Source organism: Streptomyces niveus (genome assembly GCF_001723055.1).
In the GTDB taxonomy this organism is placed as follows: Bacteria; Actinomycetota; Actinomycetes; order Streptomycetales; family Streptomycetaceae; genus Streptomyces; species Streptomyces niveus.
Map to the genome: position 1 here is coordinate 63,059 of NZ_MDCR01000036.1, position 13,658 is coordinate 76,716.

The 13,658-nt window shown below is 70.0% G+C and carries 13 protein-coding genes; 10 read left to right on the forward strand and 3 right to left on the reverse strand.

Annotated features, from left to right (window positions below; all coding sequences use genetic code 11):
• Nucleotides 1-181: 181 nt before the first annotated feature.
• The 4 genes from BHU15_RS05250 to BHU15_RS05265 are packed head-to-tail and all read left to right on the forward strand — an operon-like array spanning nucleotide 182 to nucleotide 3,448.
• Complete coding sequence (locus tag BHU15_RS05250) at nucleotides 182-1,795, forward strand: Hint domain-containing protein (protein WP_069626077.1); 1,614 nt, start codon at nucleotides 182-184, stop codon at nucleotides 1,793-1,795.
• Nucleotides 1,795-2,193: a hypothetical protein gene (locus BHU15_RS05255; protein WP_069626078.1), complete on the forward strand. Its 399-nt coding sequence runs from the start codon at nucleotides 1,795-1,797 to the stop codon at nucleotides 2,191-2,193. The genes BHU15_RS05250 and BHU15_RS05255 overlap by 1 nt, the downstream gene beginning before the upstream one ends.
• On the forward strand, nucleotides 2,190-2,561 hold the full coding sequence (locus BHU15_RS05260) for a hypothetical protein (RefSeq protein ID WP_135066601.1): 372 nt from the start codon (nucleotides 2,190-2,192) through the stop codon (nucleotides 2,559-2,561). Before BHU15_RS05255 ends, BHU15_RS05260 begins: the two co-directional genes overlap by 4 nt.
• Before the next feature lie 56 nt (nucleotides 2,562-2,617).
• Nucleotides 2,618-3,448 carry a hypothetical protein gene (locus tag BHU15_RS05265; protein WP_069626080.1) on the forward strand — a complete coding sequence of 277 codons (831 nt, stop codon included), beginning with the start codon at nucleotides 2,618-2,620 and terminating at the stop codon, nucleotides 3,446-3,448.
• A gap of 16 nt (nucleotides 3,449-3,464) precedes the next feature.
• On the opposite strand, the gene BHU15_RS05270 is transcribed toward BHU15_RS05265, so the two are convergent.
• A complete protein-coding gene (locus BHU15_RS05270; RefSeq protein WP_069626092.1) occupies nucleotides 3,465-3,818 on the reverse strand; it encodes a DUF192 domain-containing protein in 354 nt (117 codons plus the stop codon).
• Between the two features lie 124 nt (nucleotides 3,819-3,942).
• Between BHU15_RS05270 and BHU15_RS05275 the strand changes: the two genes are divergently transcribed.
• Together BHU15_RS05275 and BHU15_RS05280 are read left to right on the forward strand one after the other, a co-directional pair.
• Nucleotides 3,943-4,839 carry a prepilin peptidase gene (locus BHU15_RS05275; RefSeq protein ID WP_069626081.1) on the forward strand — a complete coding sequence of 299 codons (897 nt, stop codon included), beginning with the start codon at nucleotides 3,943-3,945 and terminating at the stop codon, nucleotides 4,837-4,839.
• A gap of 54 nt (nucleotides 4,840-4,893) precedes the next feature.
• Nucleotides 4,894-5,682: a class I SAM-dependent methyltransferase gene (locus tag BHU15_RS05280; RefSeq protein ID WP_069626082.1), complete on the forward strand. Its 789-nt coding sequence runs from the start codon at nucleotides 4,894-4,896 to the stop codon at nucleotides 5,680-5,682.
• Nucleotides 5,683-5,700: 18 nt separating this feature from the next.
• On the opposite strand, the gene BHU15_RS05285 is transcribed toward BHU15_RS05280, so the two are convergent.
• A complete protein-coding gene (locus tag BHU15_RS05285) occupies nucleotides 5,701-6,903 on the reverse strand; it encodes a winged helix DNA-binding domain-containing protein (RefSeq protein ID WP_069626083.1) in 1,203 nt (400 codons plus the stop codon).
• A gap of 367 nt (nucleotides 6,904-7,270) precedes the next feature.
• Nucleotides 7,271-8,308, reverse strand: coding sequence for an L-glyceraldehyde 3-phosphate reductase (mgrA, locus tag BHU15_RS05290; protein ID WP_069626084.1), 1,038 nt, complete (start codon nucleotides 8,306-8,308; stop codon nucleotides 7,271-7,273).
• 185 nt (nucleotides 8,309-8,493) lie between these two features.
• On the opposite strand from mgrA, the gene BHU15_RS05295 reads away from it, so the two are divergent.
• The 4 genes from BHU15_RS05295 to BHU15_RS05310 all read left to right on the forward strand — a co-directional run.
• Complete coding sequence (locus tag BHU15_RS05295) at nucleotides 8,494-9,258, forward strand: isoprenyl transferase (protein WP_023538983.1); 765 nt, start codon at nucleotides 8,494-8,496, stop codon at nucleotides 9,256-9,258.
• Nucleotides 9,259-9,858: 600 nt separating this feature from the next.
• Nucleotides 9,859-11,175 (forward strand): RNA 5'-3' helicase PhoH2, encoded by a 1,317-nt coding sequence (gene phoH2 / locus BHU15_RS05300; protein ID WP_031229767.1) that lies wholly within the window; start codon nucleotides 9,859-9,861, stop codon nucleotides 11,173-11,175.
• Nucleotides 11,176-11,567: 392 nt separating this feature from the next.
• Nucleotides 11,568-12,269 carry an aggregation-promoting factor C-terminal-like domain-containing protein gene (locus BHU15_RS05305; protein WP_023538981.1) on the forward strand — a complete coding sequence of 234 codons (702 nt, stop codon included), beginning with the start codon at nucleotides 11,568-11,570 and terminating at the stop codon, nucleotides 12,267-12,269.
• A 132-nt stretch (nucleotides 12,270-12,401) separates the two neighbouring features.
• A partial coding sequence (locus BHU15_RS05310; protein WP_069626085.1) for an AI-2E family transporter occupies nucleotides 12,402-13,658 on the forward strand: 1,257 nt, incomplete at its 3' end.

Genomic DNA, 13,658 nt, shown 5'->3' on the forward strand with positions numbered 1-13,658 from the left:
TGCCGAAACACGAGGAGAATTCGCGCGGTGAATGACAGGCGCATGGCGCTTTCGAGGGAACTGCGCGGCCCGTTTCTGTAGTCCTTTACGGGCAGAGGCTGACTGCCGGGGGGAGTGGGTCATGCGTCGGTTGCGTCGTGTACGGCCGAGGTGGCGCACGGACACGCGTCTGCTGGGCGCGTTGCGTAGGTCGCAGCGGGGCCAGGGAGCCATCGAGTACGTCGGCCTGGTCGTCGTGGTGGCCGCGATCGTGGGTGCGTTGGTGGGGACGGGGGTTGGGCCCGCGCTCGCCGAGGGGATCAGCACGCAGGTGTGCAGGATCACCGGCGGTGGTGACTGCGGTGGCGGGAGCGGTTCGGTCGCCGAGGGGGATGAGGGCGACGGTGAGGACGTTCCGGCCGGGGTCGATTCCGAGTCCGGCGACGGTGACAGCGGTGGCGGCGATGGCGGTGGGAAGTCCCAGACCGAGTTGGACTACGAAGCCGCGCTGAAAGAGCTTCAGGACGCCCAGGCGGCCGAGAAGAGCGATTCCGACAAGGCGAAGGAAGCGGCGAAGGAACTCGCCAGGATCCTGGCCGACGAGCTCGGTATCACCGATGCGCTGGACTGCATCACCAAGGGCGACATGGGCGCCTGTACGGAGACCCTGATCAATGTGCTTCTCAGCATTGTGGGCGGCGCCGTGGGGAAGCTGGCGGCCAAGTACGGGGCTCCGTGGAAGTGGAAGAAAGCCGTCGAGCTGGTCAAGAAGCTCAAGAAACACGGCGGGGATCTGTACGACGGTCTCAAAGGCCTGATCAAGAACCGTAAACGTGTCGACGACGCCGAGGACAGACTCGCCGACGCGAAACGGAGACTCGACCAGGAGAACAAGGGCAAACCCAAAGACAAGCCGGACAAGTGCGCCGTCAATCACAGCTTCCTGCGCGGGACTTCGGTCCTGCTCGCCGACGGGCGCCGCATTCCGATCGAGACCGTACGCACCGGCCAACGGGTCACGGTCACCGACCCGGTCAGCGGTCTGACCACCGCCCGCCGTGTCGTGCGCACCATCACCACCCACGACGACAAGGACTTCACCCGCCTCACCGTCGCCACACGCGGCGGACCGGCCACCATCACGGCCACCGACACGCACCCGTTCTGGCTGAGCGACCAGCGGCGCTGGGCGGACGCCGGGGACATCGGGCCGGGCGCGACCTTCCGTACGTCCGCGGGCCAGGCGCTCCGGGTCCTGGACGCCGACCGCTACACACGTCGGCAGACGACGTACGACCTGTCCGTCGAGGGCATCCACACGTACTACGTGGGTGTCGGCGCCCAGGAAGCGCTCGTCCACAACAACGACCCGTGCGACAACCCGGACTACGACGAGGATCCGGAGTACGGCATCACGGACAAGAAGCACGAGCAGATCGACAAGGCCCACGGCGCCGACATCGCGGACGGCGTGGACTACAACGTCAAGCGCATCAAGTCCAAGGACCAGCCGGTGGAGGGCGAGACCCCCGAGCAGGCCGCGCAGCGGGTCAAGAACGCCGAGGACCACATCATTCCGGGCACGAACGGCGATCCGACGAAGATGGCCGAGTACTTCGCGAAGTTCAAGGACAAGGAATTCACCCACCACGACGCCCGGCCGCCGGACCCCAAGAGGCCGAATTCCCAGTCGGACGCTCTCTACGATGACGAGAAGGGCGTGGTCATCCTCAAGAACGGCACGATGATCCACGGCTACAAGATGTCCCGGGCGGAGTTCGACCGCCTCTACAGCAAGGGAGCGAAGCGCAGCTGATGACCAACGAGGTGGAGATCCGGCGCGGCCCGGAGGACGGGCGGTATGTCCTGATGGTGGACGACAGTCAGTTCCATCTGTTGCGCAGGGCGGTCGTCGTCTTCTCGTACCAGGAGGAGTCCGCCGCCGTCCGGGCCCTCGTCACCGGCGCCGACGACGCCGTCCGGGCGCTCGCCCTGCCGCTCCAAGTGGACGCGCCGTACGACGACGTGGTGCCGGGACCGGTGGAGCTGACGTTCGCGCAGCTGCACGCGGTGTACGGGATCCTCACCTCGCTGCCGACCGTCGACTGGGCCGAGGAGGAGTTCGTCGAGCGGGTCGGGGACTTCCGCGAGACCGTCCTGCGGACGGCGCGTCTGCTGCGCTCGGGGCTGCTCGGTTCGGGGCTGCCGGTATGAGGAATCGGGTGCCCGTCAGCCGTACGGACCACGGCCTGGAGGTACGCCTCACTCCCTCGCAGCTCGAACTGCTGCGCCGCGCCACCGACGCCTTCGGGGAACTGCTGCCCGATCCGGAACAGCGGCGGTTCGTCCTCGGTGAGGCGGGCGCCGGGCTGGCGGTGCTGTTCGCCGGCGAGCACGATCCGAACCACTCCCTGTACCTGCCCGCGACCGAGGCCCAACTGCGCGCCGCCCACGCGCTGTTGACCACCCTCCTCGCCATGGTCCCGTCGGAGCGCGCCTTCATGGAGCGGGTCGGCTTCTTCCGGGAGAACGCGGCGGCCGTGGCCCTCGGACTGCGCCGAGGCGTCGCGGCGGTGCGGTGAACCCAGCGCGGATAGAGGGGCCCGTACCGGCCGGCGGAGAGCGAGAGGGGATCGCGATGAGGACACGCACCACGGGTACATCACGCCGCACGAGCGCGGCCGGGGCCGCCCTGGCCGCGCTCGTGCTGGGGCTCACCACCGCCTGCGGCGGCGCGGACAGCGGAGGCGGTGACGGCGACAAGCCGGCGAAGCCGGACACCACCGCCGACGCCACGGCGGAGACGAACGACCCGAAGGACCCGGGCCAGGTCTCGGAGCCCCCGCCCCTGGAGGAGCAGCCGAAGACGGTCGATCCCAAGGTGAAGGGCGTCGGGGCCGGTGGCGGCAGGGAGCTGACCGAGACCGAGCTGGCCGCCGCGGTGCTGGCCACGGGCGACGTGTCGACGTTCAAGGTCGATCCGATGGACGGGCCGCCCGCGCAGGGCGAGAACGCCGACGATCCGGCCTGCGCCCCGCTCACCGCGATGATCAACGGCAAGCCCGAGCCCGTGGCGTCGGCGGCCGTCTACCGTCAGCTCCTCGGCGCGAAGACCGGCCGGCCCGCCATCTCCGAATTCCTCACCACCCACGGCACCCAGGGCGCCGTCAGCCTGCTCAGCCGGCTGGGCGACGCGGTCAAGGCCTGCGAGAACGGCTTCAAGGGGAGCGGCGCGGGCAGCAGTTCGACGTACTCGGCCGTCAAGCGCATCGACGTCCCCAAGGCGGGCGACGACACTCTCGCGTACCAGGTGACGGGCGACTTCGAGGGCGACCCGGTGCCGCTGGTGTTCCATGTCGTACGCGTGGGCGGCACGGTCGCGACCTTCTACACCGCCAACCTGGAGGGCACCGCCACCCCCGAGATCCCGTCGATCCTGCTCGCCACCCAGGCGGCGAAGCTCAAGTAGGCGGCGTGGCGCGGGATTACGCGTCCACCGTCAGCCGTACGCCCGGACGCACACCCCACCGCTCCATCGCGCCCGCCTCCGCCTCCAGCACATGCCGGGCCCGCAACCGGGGCAGCGGCAGCCGGCCGGGCTTCAGGGTGTGGACGTCCACGACCCTCAACTCCTTGTCCAGATACGCCACATCGATCGTGAAGCCCATCCGGAAGGTGTGCACACTGCTGCACGGCGTGATCAGCAGCGCGCCGTCGAGCCCGGTCCGCCCGAGCAGGCCGCGCCGCCGCGTGCCGTACGAGGCGGCGATCTCCAGCTCCACCGGCTCGTCCCGTCCCTCGACCGTCAGTCTGCCCTTGCCGTTCTGCCATTTGCCCATGGCGCCGACCATACGACCCCACCGCACGGTTCTCCTCCCGCTCGACAGGCCCTGGGCCCGGGGCGGTCGGATATGGGCCCCTGGACCTATGAGCCGCGCCGTGGACCGCTCTAAGGTCGACCCTGTGTACGCCACGCTGATCGTCGTCGCCGTCCTCTGGGGCTCAGCCACCGGGCTGCTCCTGCCGCGCGCCGCGTACCGGCTCTCCGTCGAGCCGGAGGCCGCGTACCGCGACAGCTGCGAGGCCGGGCACCCGATCACCGGGCCCGCCAACGGCTGGCTGGGGACGGCCGGTTGCGCGACGTGCGCGGCGGCGGGCGTGGTGCCGGACAGGTACGGGCGTACGGACTCCGTGGCCGGCGCGTCCCCGGGGCGTTCCCCGGAGCGCGGGGAGGCGGGCGAGGCCGCGCTGCCGAGCACCGGCGAGGCCCCGGCGAGCGACACGTCTGATCCCCCCGAGCCCGTCCTGCGCGGCGCGCGCTACGCCCCGTCGCTCCCCGTCGTCCTCGTCACCGCCCTCGTCTGCGGCGCGCTCGCCGCCGCCACCGGCCCCCGCCCCGAACTCGCCGTCTGGCTGCTGCTCGCCCCCTTCGCCGTCCTGCTCGCCCTCGTCGACCGCAACGTGCACCGCCTCCCCGACCAGCTGACCCTCCCGCTCGCCGCGGCCTCCGCCGCGCTGCTCGGGATCGCCGCACTCCTCCCGGACGCCGGCGGCTCCTGGCCGACCGCGCTCCTGGGCGGACTCGCCCTCGGCGCCTGCTACTTCGTCCTCTTCCTGATCAACCCGAACGGCATGGGTTTCGGCGACGTCAAGCTCGCGCTCTCGCTCGGTGTCGTGCTCGGCTGGTACGGCTGGCTGCTGCTGTTCGTCGGCGCGTTCGCCGGGTTCCTGTTCGGCTCGCTGTACGGGCTCGGGCTGATGGCCCTGCGCCGGGCGAACCGTAAGTCCGCGATCCCCTTCGGCCCCTTCATGATCGCCGGGGCGCTGGTCGGCGTGGCACTGGGCGCACTCGCCGCCTAGCCCGCGCCGCCTAAACCGTTCGCGGCCGTACGGCGTTCCTGCCACGATCCACTCATGTCCACCGAGCCGGGCCGCCGCCCCCACCCCCGTACCTTCGACGAGCTGATCGCCGAGGCCGACGCCGTCTCCGTCGACGGCTGGGACTTCTCCTGGCTGGACGGGCGGGCGACGGAGGAGCGGCCTCCGTGGGGCTACGCCCGCTCCATGGCCGAGCGGATGGGCCGTGCCACCGCCGCGCTCGACATCCAGACCGGCGGCGGTGAAGTCCTCGCCTCCGTACCGGAGTTGCCGCCGCTGACCGTGGCCACCGAGGCGTGGCCGCCGAACGTCGCCCGCGCCACCACCCTCCTGCACCCTCTCGGCGTGGCCGTCGTGAGCGACCACAACGAACCGCCGCTGCCCTTCGCGGACGAGGCGTTCGATCTGGTCGTCAGCCGCCACCCGGTAAAGGTGTGGTGGACGGAGATCGCCCGTGTCCTCCGGCCCGGCGGCCGTTACTTCTCCCAGGAGGTCGGCCCGGCCAGCGTCTTCGAACTGGTCGAGTACTTCCTGGGACCGCTGCCGCCCGACAGCTACACCGCGCGTGACCCCGAACTGGCCAGGGCGGCTGCCCAAGCGGTGGGGCTCGACGTGGTGGATCTGCGGACGGCGTCGCTGCGCACCGAGTTCCACGACATCGGCGCCGTCGTCTACTTCCTGCGGAAGGTGATCTGGATGGTGCCCGGGTTCACGGTCGACGGATACCGGGACCGACTCGCCGCCCTGCACCGCCGTATCGAGACCGAAGGCCCCTTCGTGGCCACCACGACCCGCTTCCTGATCGAGGCGGTCAAGCCCTCCTGAGAGAGGCCTCGCGCGCGTCTACGCGTGCGCGCCCACCGACACCGGCCCGACCGTCAGCCGTGGTGTGCCCTGAAGGATCTCGCCCGTCCGCTCCACCTGCTCCTCAAGTTCCTTGCGCCGCCCGGCGGTCAGCGTGCCGGGCAGCGGTTCCACCGTCACGTCGAGCCACTTCCCGGAGCGGCGCTGGTGCCACACCCCGGCGACGACCCCGTCGATCAGCAGTACGGGGAAGTTCCCGGCCTGCCCGCCGGCGAGCGCCCGTTCGTACGCCGCGCCCGCGAAGAGCCGCGTCCGGGGCTGGGAGGCGATGGTGAAGGCGTCGAAGTAGGGCAGGAGGCGGATGCCCGGAGCCGGCCGCTCCGCCGGGAAGCCGGTGTCACCCGCCACCACCCACGCCGGGCCGCCCTCGTACTCGACCCGCTCGGTCCGGCCCTCCGCCGCGAGCCTGTCGAACAGCTCCACGGCCCAACGGACGGGCGCCGCCAGCCACTTGGCGAAGTGCTGCGGGGTCGCCGGACCGTACGCGTACAGATGCCGCTCCACCAGCCCGGCCAGCGCCGCGGGCCCCGCCTGCGGGGTGAACCCCGGCAGCAGCCGGTGCGGGTTGGTGTACGTGACCTTCCGCCCCCGGTTGGGCCCGAAGCAGAGCGCGCCCCGGTGCGCCGCCGTGTGGGTCATCTGCCGCCACCTGGGCCACTTCGTCTGGAACGCGTCCATGACCCGGTCCCCGGCCCACGTGCCCGTGCGCCCCACGATCTCGTCGGTCAACTCGTCTACGGTCAGGTCGTCGTCCGCCAGCGCGTCGGCGATGGCGTCGACGACCTGGTCCGTCTCCTCCTCGCTCATGCGCACGCTCTGCGGCAGGGGGTTGCGTCCGGCGGGCAGCGCGGAGAGCGCGCCGGTCCACAGCGGCAGGTCGGCGGAGGGCAGCAGATGGACGGTGCCGCGCGGGCCGAACGTCTTGACCAGGCTGCCGTCCTCCCACAGCGCGGTCCGCACCGACTCGCGCGTCGCGCCGCCGTCCAGCCTCAGCGCGACGGACAGTTCGGCCGCCGACAGGACCTGCGCGTGGGCGCCGACCATGGCGCCGGCGACGGCGGCGGGGCCGCCGTCCACGGGCGCGGTGAGGCCCTGCCTCGCCAGCCGCCGGGCGTTTGCCGCGGCCCAGGTCACGCGTACGGTCCCGGTCCCGGCCGTGGACTCGATGTTCCTCGTCGTCATACGGGGAACCCTAGGGAGCCTTCAGGTCAGCCCTCGTCCGCATTTGGATTCACCCGCCGCCTCGACACGGCGGTCGCCGTCGCGTCGACTACTCCCATCGGGTGGCGACTTCTCGCCATTCAAAAGCCCTGGACAGCGCGCTCAGGCCCGCTGTCCAGGGCGTTCTATGTGTTGGACGCAGCAATCCGGCAACTCCGGAGCGTAGCGGTGGTCCTGGGTGGCACGCGGCACCACTTACGAAGGGTTATGGTGGAAACCCCCCCTCGGGCCGGTCCGTATCCCCCCCCCACGGACCGGCCCGTTTTCTGTCTCCGCACCTCATCCGGCGCCGGACAGACCGGCTTTCGGCCCCGCCGCCGGCTCGCGGTCAGTTCCGCCCGGCCCAGATGTTGGTGCCCTCGGTGTCCACGGCGAAGGAGTCGATCTCCTTCAACTCCTCGGCCGACAACGTTGCCCCGGACAGCGCCGCGACGTTCTCGTCCAACTGCTTCACGCTGGACGCGCCGATCAGCGCCGACGTCATCCGCTCGTCGCGCAGCACCCAGCTGATCGCCAGCTGCGCCAGCGACTGACCGCGCCCGCGCGCGATCGCGTCGAGCCCGTTCAGCCTCCGTACGACCTCGTCCGACAGCAGCCCCGGGTCCAGGGACTTGCCCTGCGTGGCCCGCGACCCCTCCGGAATTCCCTTCAGGTACTTGTTGGTCAACAGGCCCTGCGCCAGCGGCACGAAGGAGATGCAGCCCATGCCGGCCGCCTCCAGGGTGTCGAGCAGACCGTCGCTCTCGATCCAGCGGTTGATCATCGAGTACGAGGGCTGGTGGATGAGCGCGGGCACGCCCATCTCCTTCAACAGCCGCGCCGCCTCGGCGGTCTGCTCCGCGTTGTACGACGACACACCCACGTACAGCGCCTTGCCCTGCCGCACCGCGGACGCCAGCGCGCCCATCGTCTCCTCAAGAGGCGTGTGCGGGTCGAAGCGGTGCGAGTAGAAGATGTCGACGTAGTCGAGGCCCATCCTCTTCAAAGAGGCGTCCAGCGACGACGTCAGATACTTACGCGAACCCCACTCCCCGTAGGGGCCCGGGTGCATCAGATAACCGGCCTTGGTCGAGATGATCAACTCGTCCCGGTAGGCCGCGAAGTCCTGGGCGAAGAGCTTGCCGAAATTGAGCTCGGCCGACCCGGCCGGGGGACCGTAGTTGTTCGCCAGGTCGAAGTGCGTGACGCCGAGGTCGAAGGCGCGGCGCAGGATGGCGCGCTGCGAGTCGAGGGTCCGGTCGTCACCGAAGTTGTGCCAGAGGCCGAGGGAGAGGGCGGGCAGCTTGAGACCGCTGCGTCCGCTGCGGCGGTACTCCATGGAGTCGTACCGGTCGTCGGCTGCGAGGAAAGAGGCGGATTCAGTCACGAGTCCTTCCCTATCACGTACTTGTGACAGACCGGGTTGGGCCGTCATGCCGCCCGCGCAGTAATGTGACGGCCTCGGGTGCCACGGGCGGTCCCCCGTTACGCGGACGGCCCTCCCCGCGGTCATGGGCGGCCCCGCGGTCCGCCCGGCGGGCGGTCCCCATCAGAAATCGAGAGGTGGACTCAGTGAACCTGCGCGACCTGGTGTACAGGCTCTACGCACGCCGGGTGGAGAGGCGCCTCGATCACACCCAAGGGCTGCCCAAGCACATCGGCGTCATCCTCGACGGGAACCGCCGCTGGGCCAAGGCTTCCGGGGGGACCACCGAACAGGGCCACAAGGCGGGTGCCAGCAAGATCCAGGAGCTGCTCGGCTGGTGCGACGAGACGGACGTCGAGGTGGTCACCCTGTGGCTGCTGTCCACGGACAACTTCGAGCGCTCCGAGGACGAGCTGATCCCGCTCCTGGGCATCGTCGAGAACGCCGTGCGCGACCTGGCCGCCGACGGCCGCTGGCGTGTCCATCACGTCGGCACGATGGACCTGCTTCCCGCTCGTACGCAGACCGTCCTCAAGGAGGCCGAGCAGGCCACGCACGGCAACACCGGAATACTGGTGAATGTCGCCGTCGGCTACGGCGGCCGGCAGGAGATCGCCGACGCCGTCCGCTCCATGCTCGTGGACCACGCGAGCAAGGGCACCTCTTTCGAAGAGCTCGCCGAGATCGTCGACACGGACCTGATCGCCTCGCACCTCTACACCCGCGGCCAGCCCGACCCCGACCTGGTGATCAGGACGAGCGGGGAGACGCGCCTGTCAGGCTTCATGCTGTGGCAGAGCGCCCATTCGGAGTACTACTTCTGCGAAGTCTTCTGGCCGGCTTTCCGCAAGGTCGACTTTCTGCGAGCGCTCCGTGACTACGCGGCACGACACCGGCGCTACGGCGCCTGAGCCCGTCCCCCCAAGCCTTCGGATACCCCTCCCCGGAATGCGCCCCGGCGCCCGCAGGACCCGGCGGCGCACGGCGTGCGCGGGCGGCTGACCGACTCGTCATCCGAGGTTCACGCGCTGTCCGTCATATGCCGTGGCATGGCGGCGGACGTTCGAGGGAATACCTCTCCACAGGTCGGCGTCCGAGCAGAACCGTCAGCGATGACGGCGGGCGCCGAATCTCAGCGGTCGGCCCACAGCCGTCCGCCCGGGAGGCCCTTTGCACCAGGACGATCGTACGGTGACGCGTACGGGCGCCGTGGAGGGCCGGTCCTCGGCCCGCGCACTTGGGCCCGAGTCCGGTCCGCCGTCCGCCGCCAGGCCGCGTTGTGGAAGTAGCGCCGTCCGCCCGAAGGGCGGGCCCTGCGGCGTCCGGTGCGTGCAATCGCAAGGCGGAGGGTCGCCCTCGTACTGGACGTACTTGGGCGACTCCGACAACGCAGCGAGTGCGCGTGCCGGGCGTCGCAGGGCAGGCGGGACTACCAAAGCGCGGCCTGGGCGGGCGACCACAGCCCGTGACGCCGTCGTATTCCGACCTCGTCCGAGGGGGTACGTCCTTCCGTGGTGACCAGCACAAAGCGCCGCATGCCCGACAGGCGCACCTATGTTCTCGACACCAGCGTCCTGCTGGCCGATCCGAACGCCATGTCCCGCTTCGACGAGCACGAGGTCGTGCTGCCGATCGTGGTGATCACGGAGTTGGAGGCCAAGAGGCACCATCCGGAGCTCGGATACTTCGCCCGGCAGGCCCTGCGCCTGCTGGACGACTTCCGTATCCGGTACGGCCGCCTCGACGCCCCCATCCCGCTGGGCGACCTGGGCGGCACGCTGCGCGTCGAGCTCAACCACTCCGATCCCGGCGTCCTTCCCGCCGGCTTCCGATTGGGGGACAACGACTCGCGGATCCTCGCGGTGGCGCGCAACCTCCAGGCCGAGGGGTACGACGTCACCGTCGTCTCCAAGGACCTGCCGCTGCGCATCAAGGCCTCGTCGGTCGGACTCCTCGCCGAGGAGTACCGCGCCGAGCTGGCCATCACCGATTCCGGCTGGACCGGTATGAGCGAGATGGCGCTCTCGGCCGAGCAGGTGGACCTCCTCTTCTCCGAGGAGACGCTCTACGTGCCGGAGCTGGCCGACCTGCCCGTGCACACCGGACTGGTCCTCCAGTCCGACCGGGGCAAGGCGCTCGGCCGCATCACGCCCGAGGGCAACGTGAAGCTCGTCAGGGGTGACCGGGACGCCTTCGGGATCCACGGCCGCAGCGCCGAGCAGCGCATCGCGCTCGAACTGCTCCAGGACCCGGACATCGGCATCGTCTCGATGGGCGGGCGCGCGGGCACCGGCAAGTCGGCGCTGGCCCTCTGCGCGGGCCTGGAGGCCGTCCTGGAGCGGCGTCAGCACAAGAAGGTGATGGTCTTCCGGCCGCTGTACGCGGTGGGCGGGCAGGAGCTGGGCTATCTGCCGGGCACCGAGGCCGAGAAGATGAGCCCGTGGGCGCAGGCGGTCTTCGACACCCTGTCGGCCGTCGCCGGCCGTGAGGTGATCGAGGAGGTGCTGGGGCGCGGCATGCTCGAAGTGCTGCCGCTGACGCACATCCGCGGACGTTCGCTGCACGACGCGTACGTCATCGTCGACGAGGCCCAGTCGCTGGAGCGGAACGTTCTGCTGACCGTTCTCTCCCGGATCGGGGCCAACTCCCGTGTGGTGCTGACCCATGACGTGGCGCAGCGCGACAACTTGCGGGTGGGCAGGTACGACGGAGTGGTCGCCGTGGTCGAGAAGCTCAAGGGCCATCCGCTCTTCGCGCACGTCACCCTCAACCGCTCCGAGCGCTCGCCCATCGCCGCGCTCGTGACCGAAATGCTGGAGGAAGGTTAGTTCTCCGCCTGAATGCGGTAGTTGGCGCCGCCCGGCAAGGCCGTAAGAGCCTAGCCGGGCGGCGCTGTGCCGCGCCGCCATTTCCGTGAAACTGGTGTGGCAAACGGGGTGTGAGCTATCCCACGCAACGAAGAATTGCCCTGCGGTGTCGGCGTCCGGCAGAGTCTTGCTTCCGTCAGGCCCCGCATACGACACCCGTGCATCTTCAGGGATGCGGCACCACCACAACTCCACATTCGACGTCGTATGCCGCCCGAGCTTCATCCGGTGCTTCCACCACGGGAGTTGCCGACGGGCCCGTGTCTCCCGTGACGTGCGGTACGGAGACCAGCGCCAGGGGCACGATTGCATCCGTGAGGTCACGTACACGGACGCTGCTGGAAGGAAACCGTGTGAGCCGGATCTCGGTCCGGGGATTCGCCGTGGCATCAGCTACTGCGGTCACCACCGTCGGCGCAGTCGTGGGAGTCGCTTCGGGCGCTCCCCAGGCCTCGGACGACAATTTCGAGGCGACCGCAGCTGACACGACGCTCCTCGCAGACATCCCCGCGGGTCAGCACGCCCAGGTGCAGACCGCGTCGTTGACGCAGCAGGCCGACGCGCAGGCCAATGCCGCCGACGTGGCAGCGAAGAAGTCCGCCGAGGAATCGGCTCGTATCCAGGCCGCCAAGGACGCCAAGGCGAAGAAGCAGGCCGCCGAGGACGAGGCGGCCGAGAAGGAGCGCGAGGCCAAGGCGGAGAAGGAGCGTGCCAGCCGTTCGGCGACGCGTGACTCCTCCGACTTCTCGGTGCAGAGCTCGTACTCGGTCGCCGAAGTCCAGGCGATGGCACGCCAGATGATCCCCGGCGACCAGTACCAGTGCTTCAGCAACATCGTGAACCACGAGTCCACCTGGAACTACAAGGCGCAGAACCCGTCCTCGGGTGCCTACGGTCTGGTCCAGGCGCTCCCCGGTTCCAAGATGGCCTCCGCCGGCGCCGACTGGCAGACCAACCCGGCCACCCAGATCAAGTGGGGCCTGAACTACATGAACGACCGCTACGGCAGCCCGTGCGGCGCCTGGTCGTTCTGGCAGGCCAACAACTGGTACTAGGCACTCCGTACCACCCGCCGGACTTTTCCCGCCGTCGGCGCTCAACCTTGTGAAGCCCCTCTCCGTCTCACGGAGAGGGGCTTTGCGCGTGTACCGTCAGGCAGGACGACTCGGGGGAAGAAGGATCAAAGGATGTCGAAACTGCCGGGGTGGCTCGGCCGGGTCGGAGCCGAACTGACCCAGCTCGGAGAGCGGTTGGGGGAGCGCAGGGCGGAGGCCGACGCGGACGACGTGCCGGGCGGCGGCACCGTACGGGACAGTGTCCCGGCGCCGCCGGACTACGCGCCGAGCGTCGCCGCCAAACCCGAGCCGGCCGCCGCGATTCCGTGGGGCATGCGGGTCGCCGCCGAGGCCGCGTGGCGACTGCTCGTACTGGCGGGCATGCTCTGGGTGTTGATGAAGATCATCAGCGCCGTGCAGCTCGTGGTGATGGCCTTCGTCGGCGCGCTGCTCGTCACCGCGCTCCTCCAGCCCACCGTCGCCAGACTCAAGAAGTGGGGCCTGCCGCGCGGTGTGGCCACCGCCGTGACGGCCGTCTCCGGCTTCGTCATCATGGGGCTCATAGGCTGGTTCGTGGTCTGGCAGGTCGTCGACAACATCGACGTGCTCTCCGAACGGGTCACGGACGGCATCGAGGAACTGAAGCGCTGGCTGCTCAACAGCCCCTTCCATGTGACCGAACAGCAGATCAGCGACCTCGCGAAGAGCCTCAGCGACGCCATCGGCACCAACACCGAGGAGATCACCTCCGCCGGCATCCAGGGCGTGACCGTGGTGGTCGAGCTGCTGACCGGGCTGCTGCTCGCCGTGTTCGCCACCCTCTTCCTGCTGTACGACGGGAAGCGCATCTGGCAGTGGTCGCTCAAACTGGCGCCCGCCGCCGCCCGTCCGGGCCTCGCGGGGGCCGGACCGCGCGCCTGGCGCACGCTCACCGCCTACGTACGCGGCACCCTGATAGTCGCGCTGATCGACGCGGTCTTCATCGGTCTCGGGCTCTACTTCCTCGACGTCCCGCTGGCGGTGCCGCTGGCGGTCTTCATCTTCCTCGGCGCCTTCATCCCGCTCGTCGGCGCGGTCATCTCGGGCGCGCTCGCCGTCGTCGTCTCGCTGGTCACCCAGGACGTGTTCACGGCACTGATGGTGCTGATCGTGGTCCTCGCCGTCCAGCAGATCGAGGGCCACATCCTCCAGCCGTTCATCCTCGGCCGCGCGGTACGGGTGCATCCGCTGGCCGTCGTACTGGCCGTCGCCACGGGCGGACTGGTCGCCGGTATCGGCGGAGCGGTCGTCGCCGTGCCGCTGGTTGCCGTCACCAACACCGTCGTCGGTTACCTCCGCGCGTACAGCCTGGAGCAGGCGACGCGCGGCGGGCCGGGGCCGCACGGCGCG

Coding starts and splice junctions, on each gene's coding strand:
- BHU15_RS05255 (WP_069626078.1), top strand. CDS start 1,795: ATGACCAACGAGGTGGAGATCCGGCGCGGCCCGGAGGACGGGCGGTAT.
- BHU15_RS05260 (WP_135066601.1), top strand. CDS start 2,190: ATGAGGAATCGGGTGCCCGTCAGCCGTACGGACCACGGCCTGGAGGTA.
- BHU15_RS05265 (WP_069626080.1), top strand. CDS start 2,618: ATGAGGACACGCACCACGGGTACATCACGCCGCACGAGCGCGGCCGGG.
- BHU15_RS05270 (WP_069626092.1), bottom strand. CDS start 3,818: ATGGGCAAATGGCAGAACGGCAAGGGCAGACTGACGGTCGAGGGACGG.
- BHU15_RS05280 (WP_069626082.1), top strand. CDS start 4,894: ATGTCCACCGAGCCGGGCCGCCGCCCCCACCCCCGTACCTTCGACGAG.
- BHU15_RS05285 (WP_069626083.1), bottom strand. CDS start 6,903: ATGACGACGAGGAACATCGAGTCCACGGCCGGGACCGGGACCGTACGC.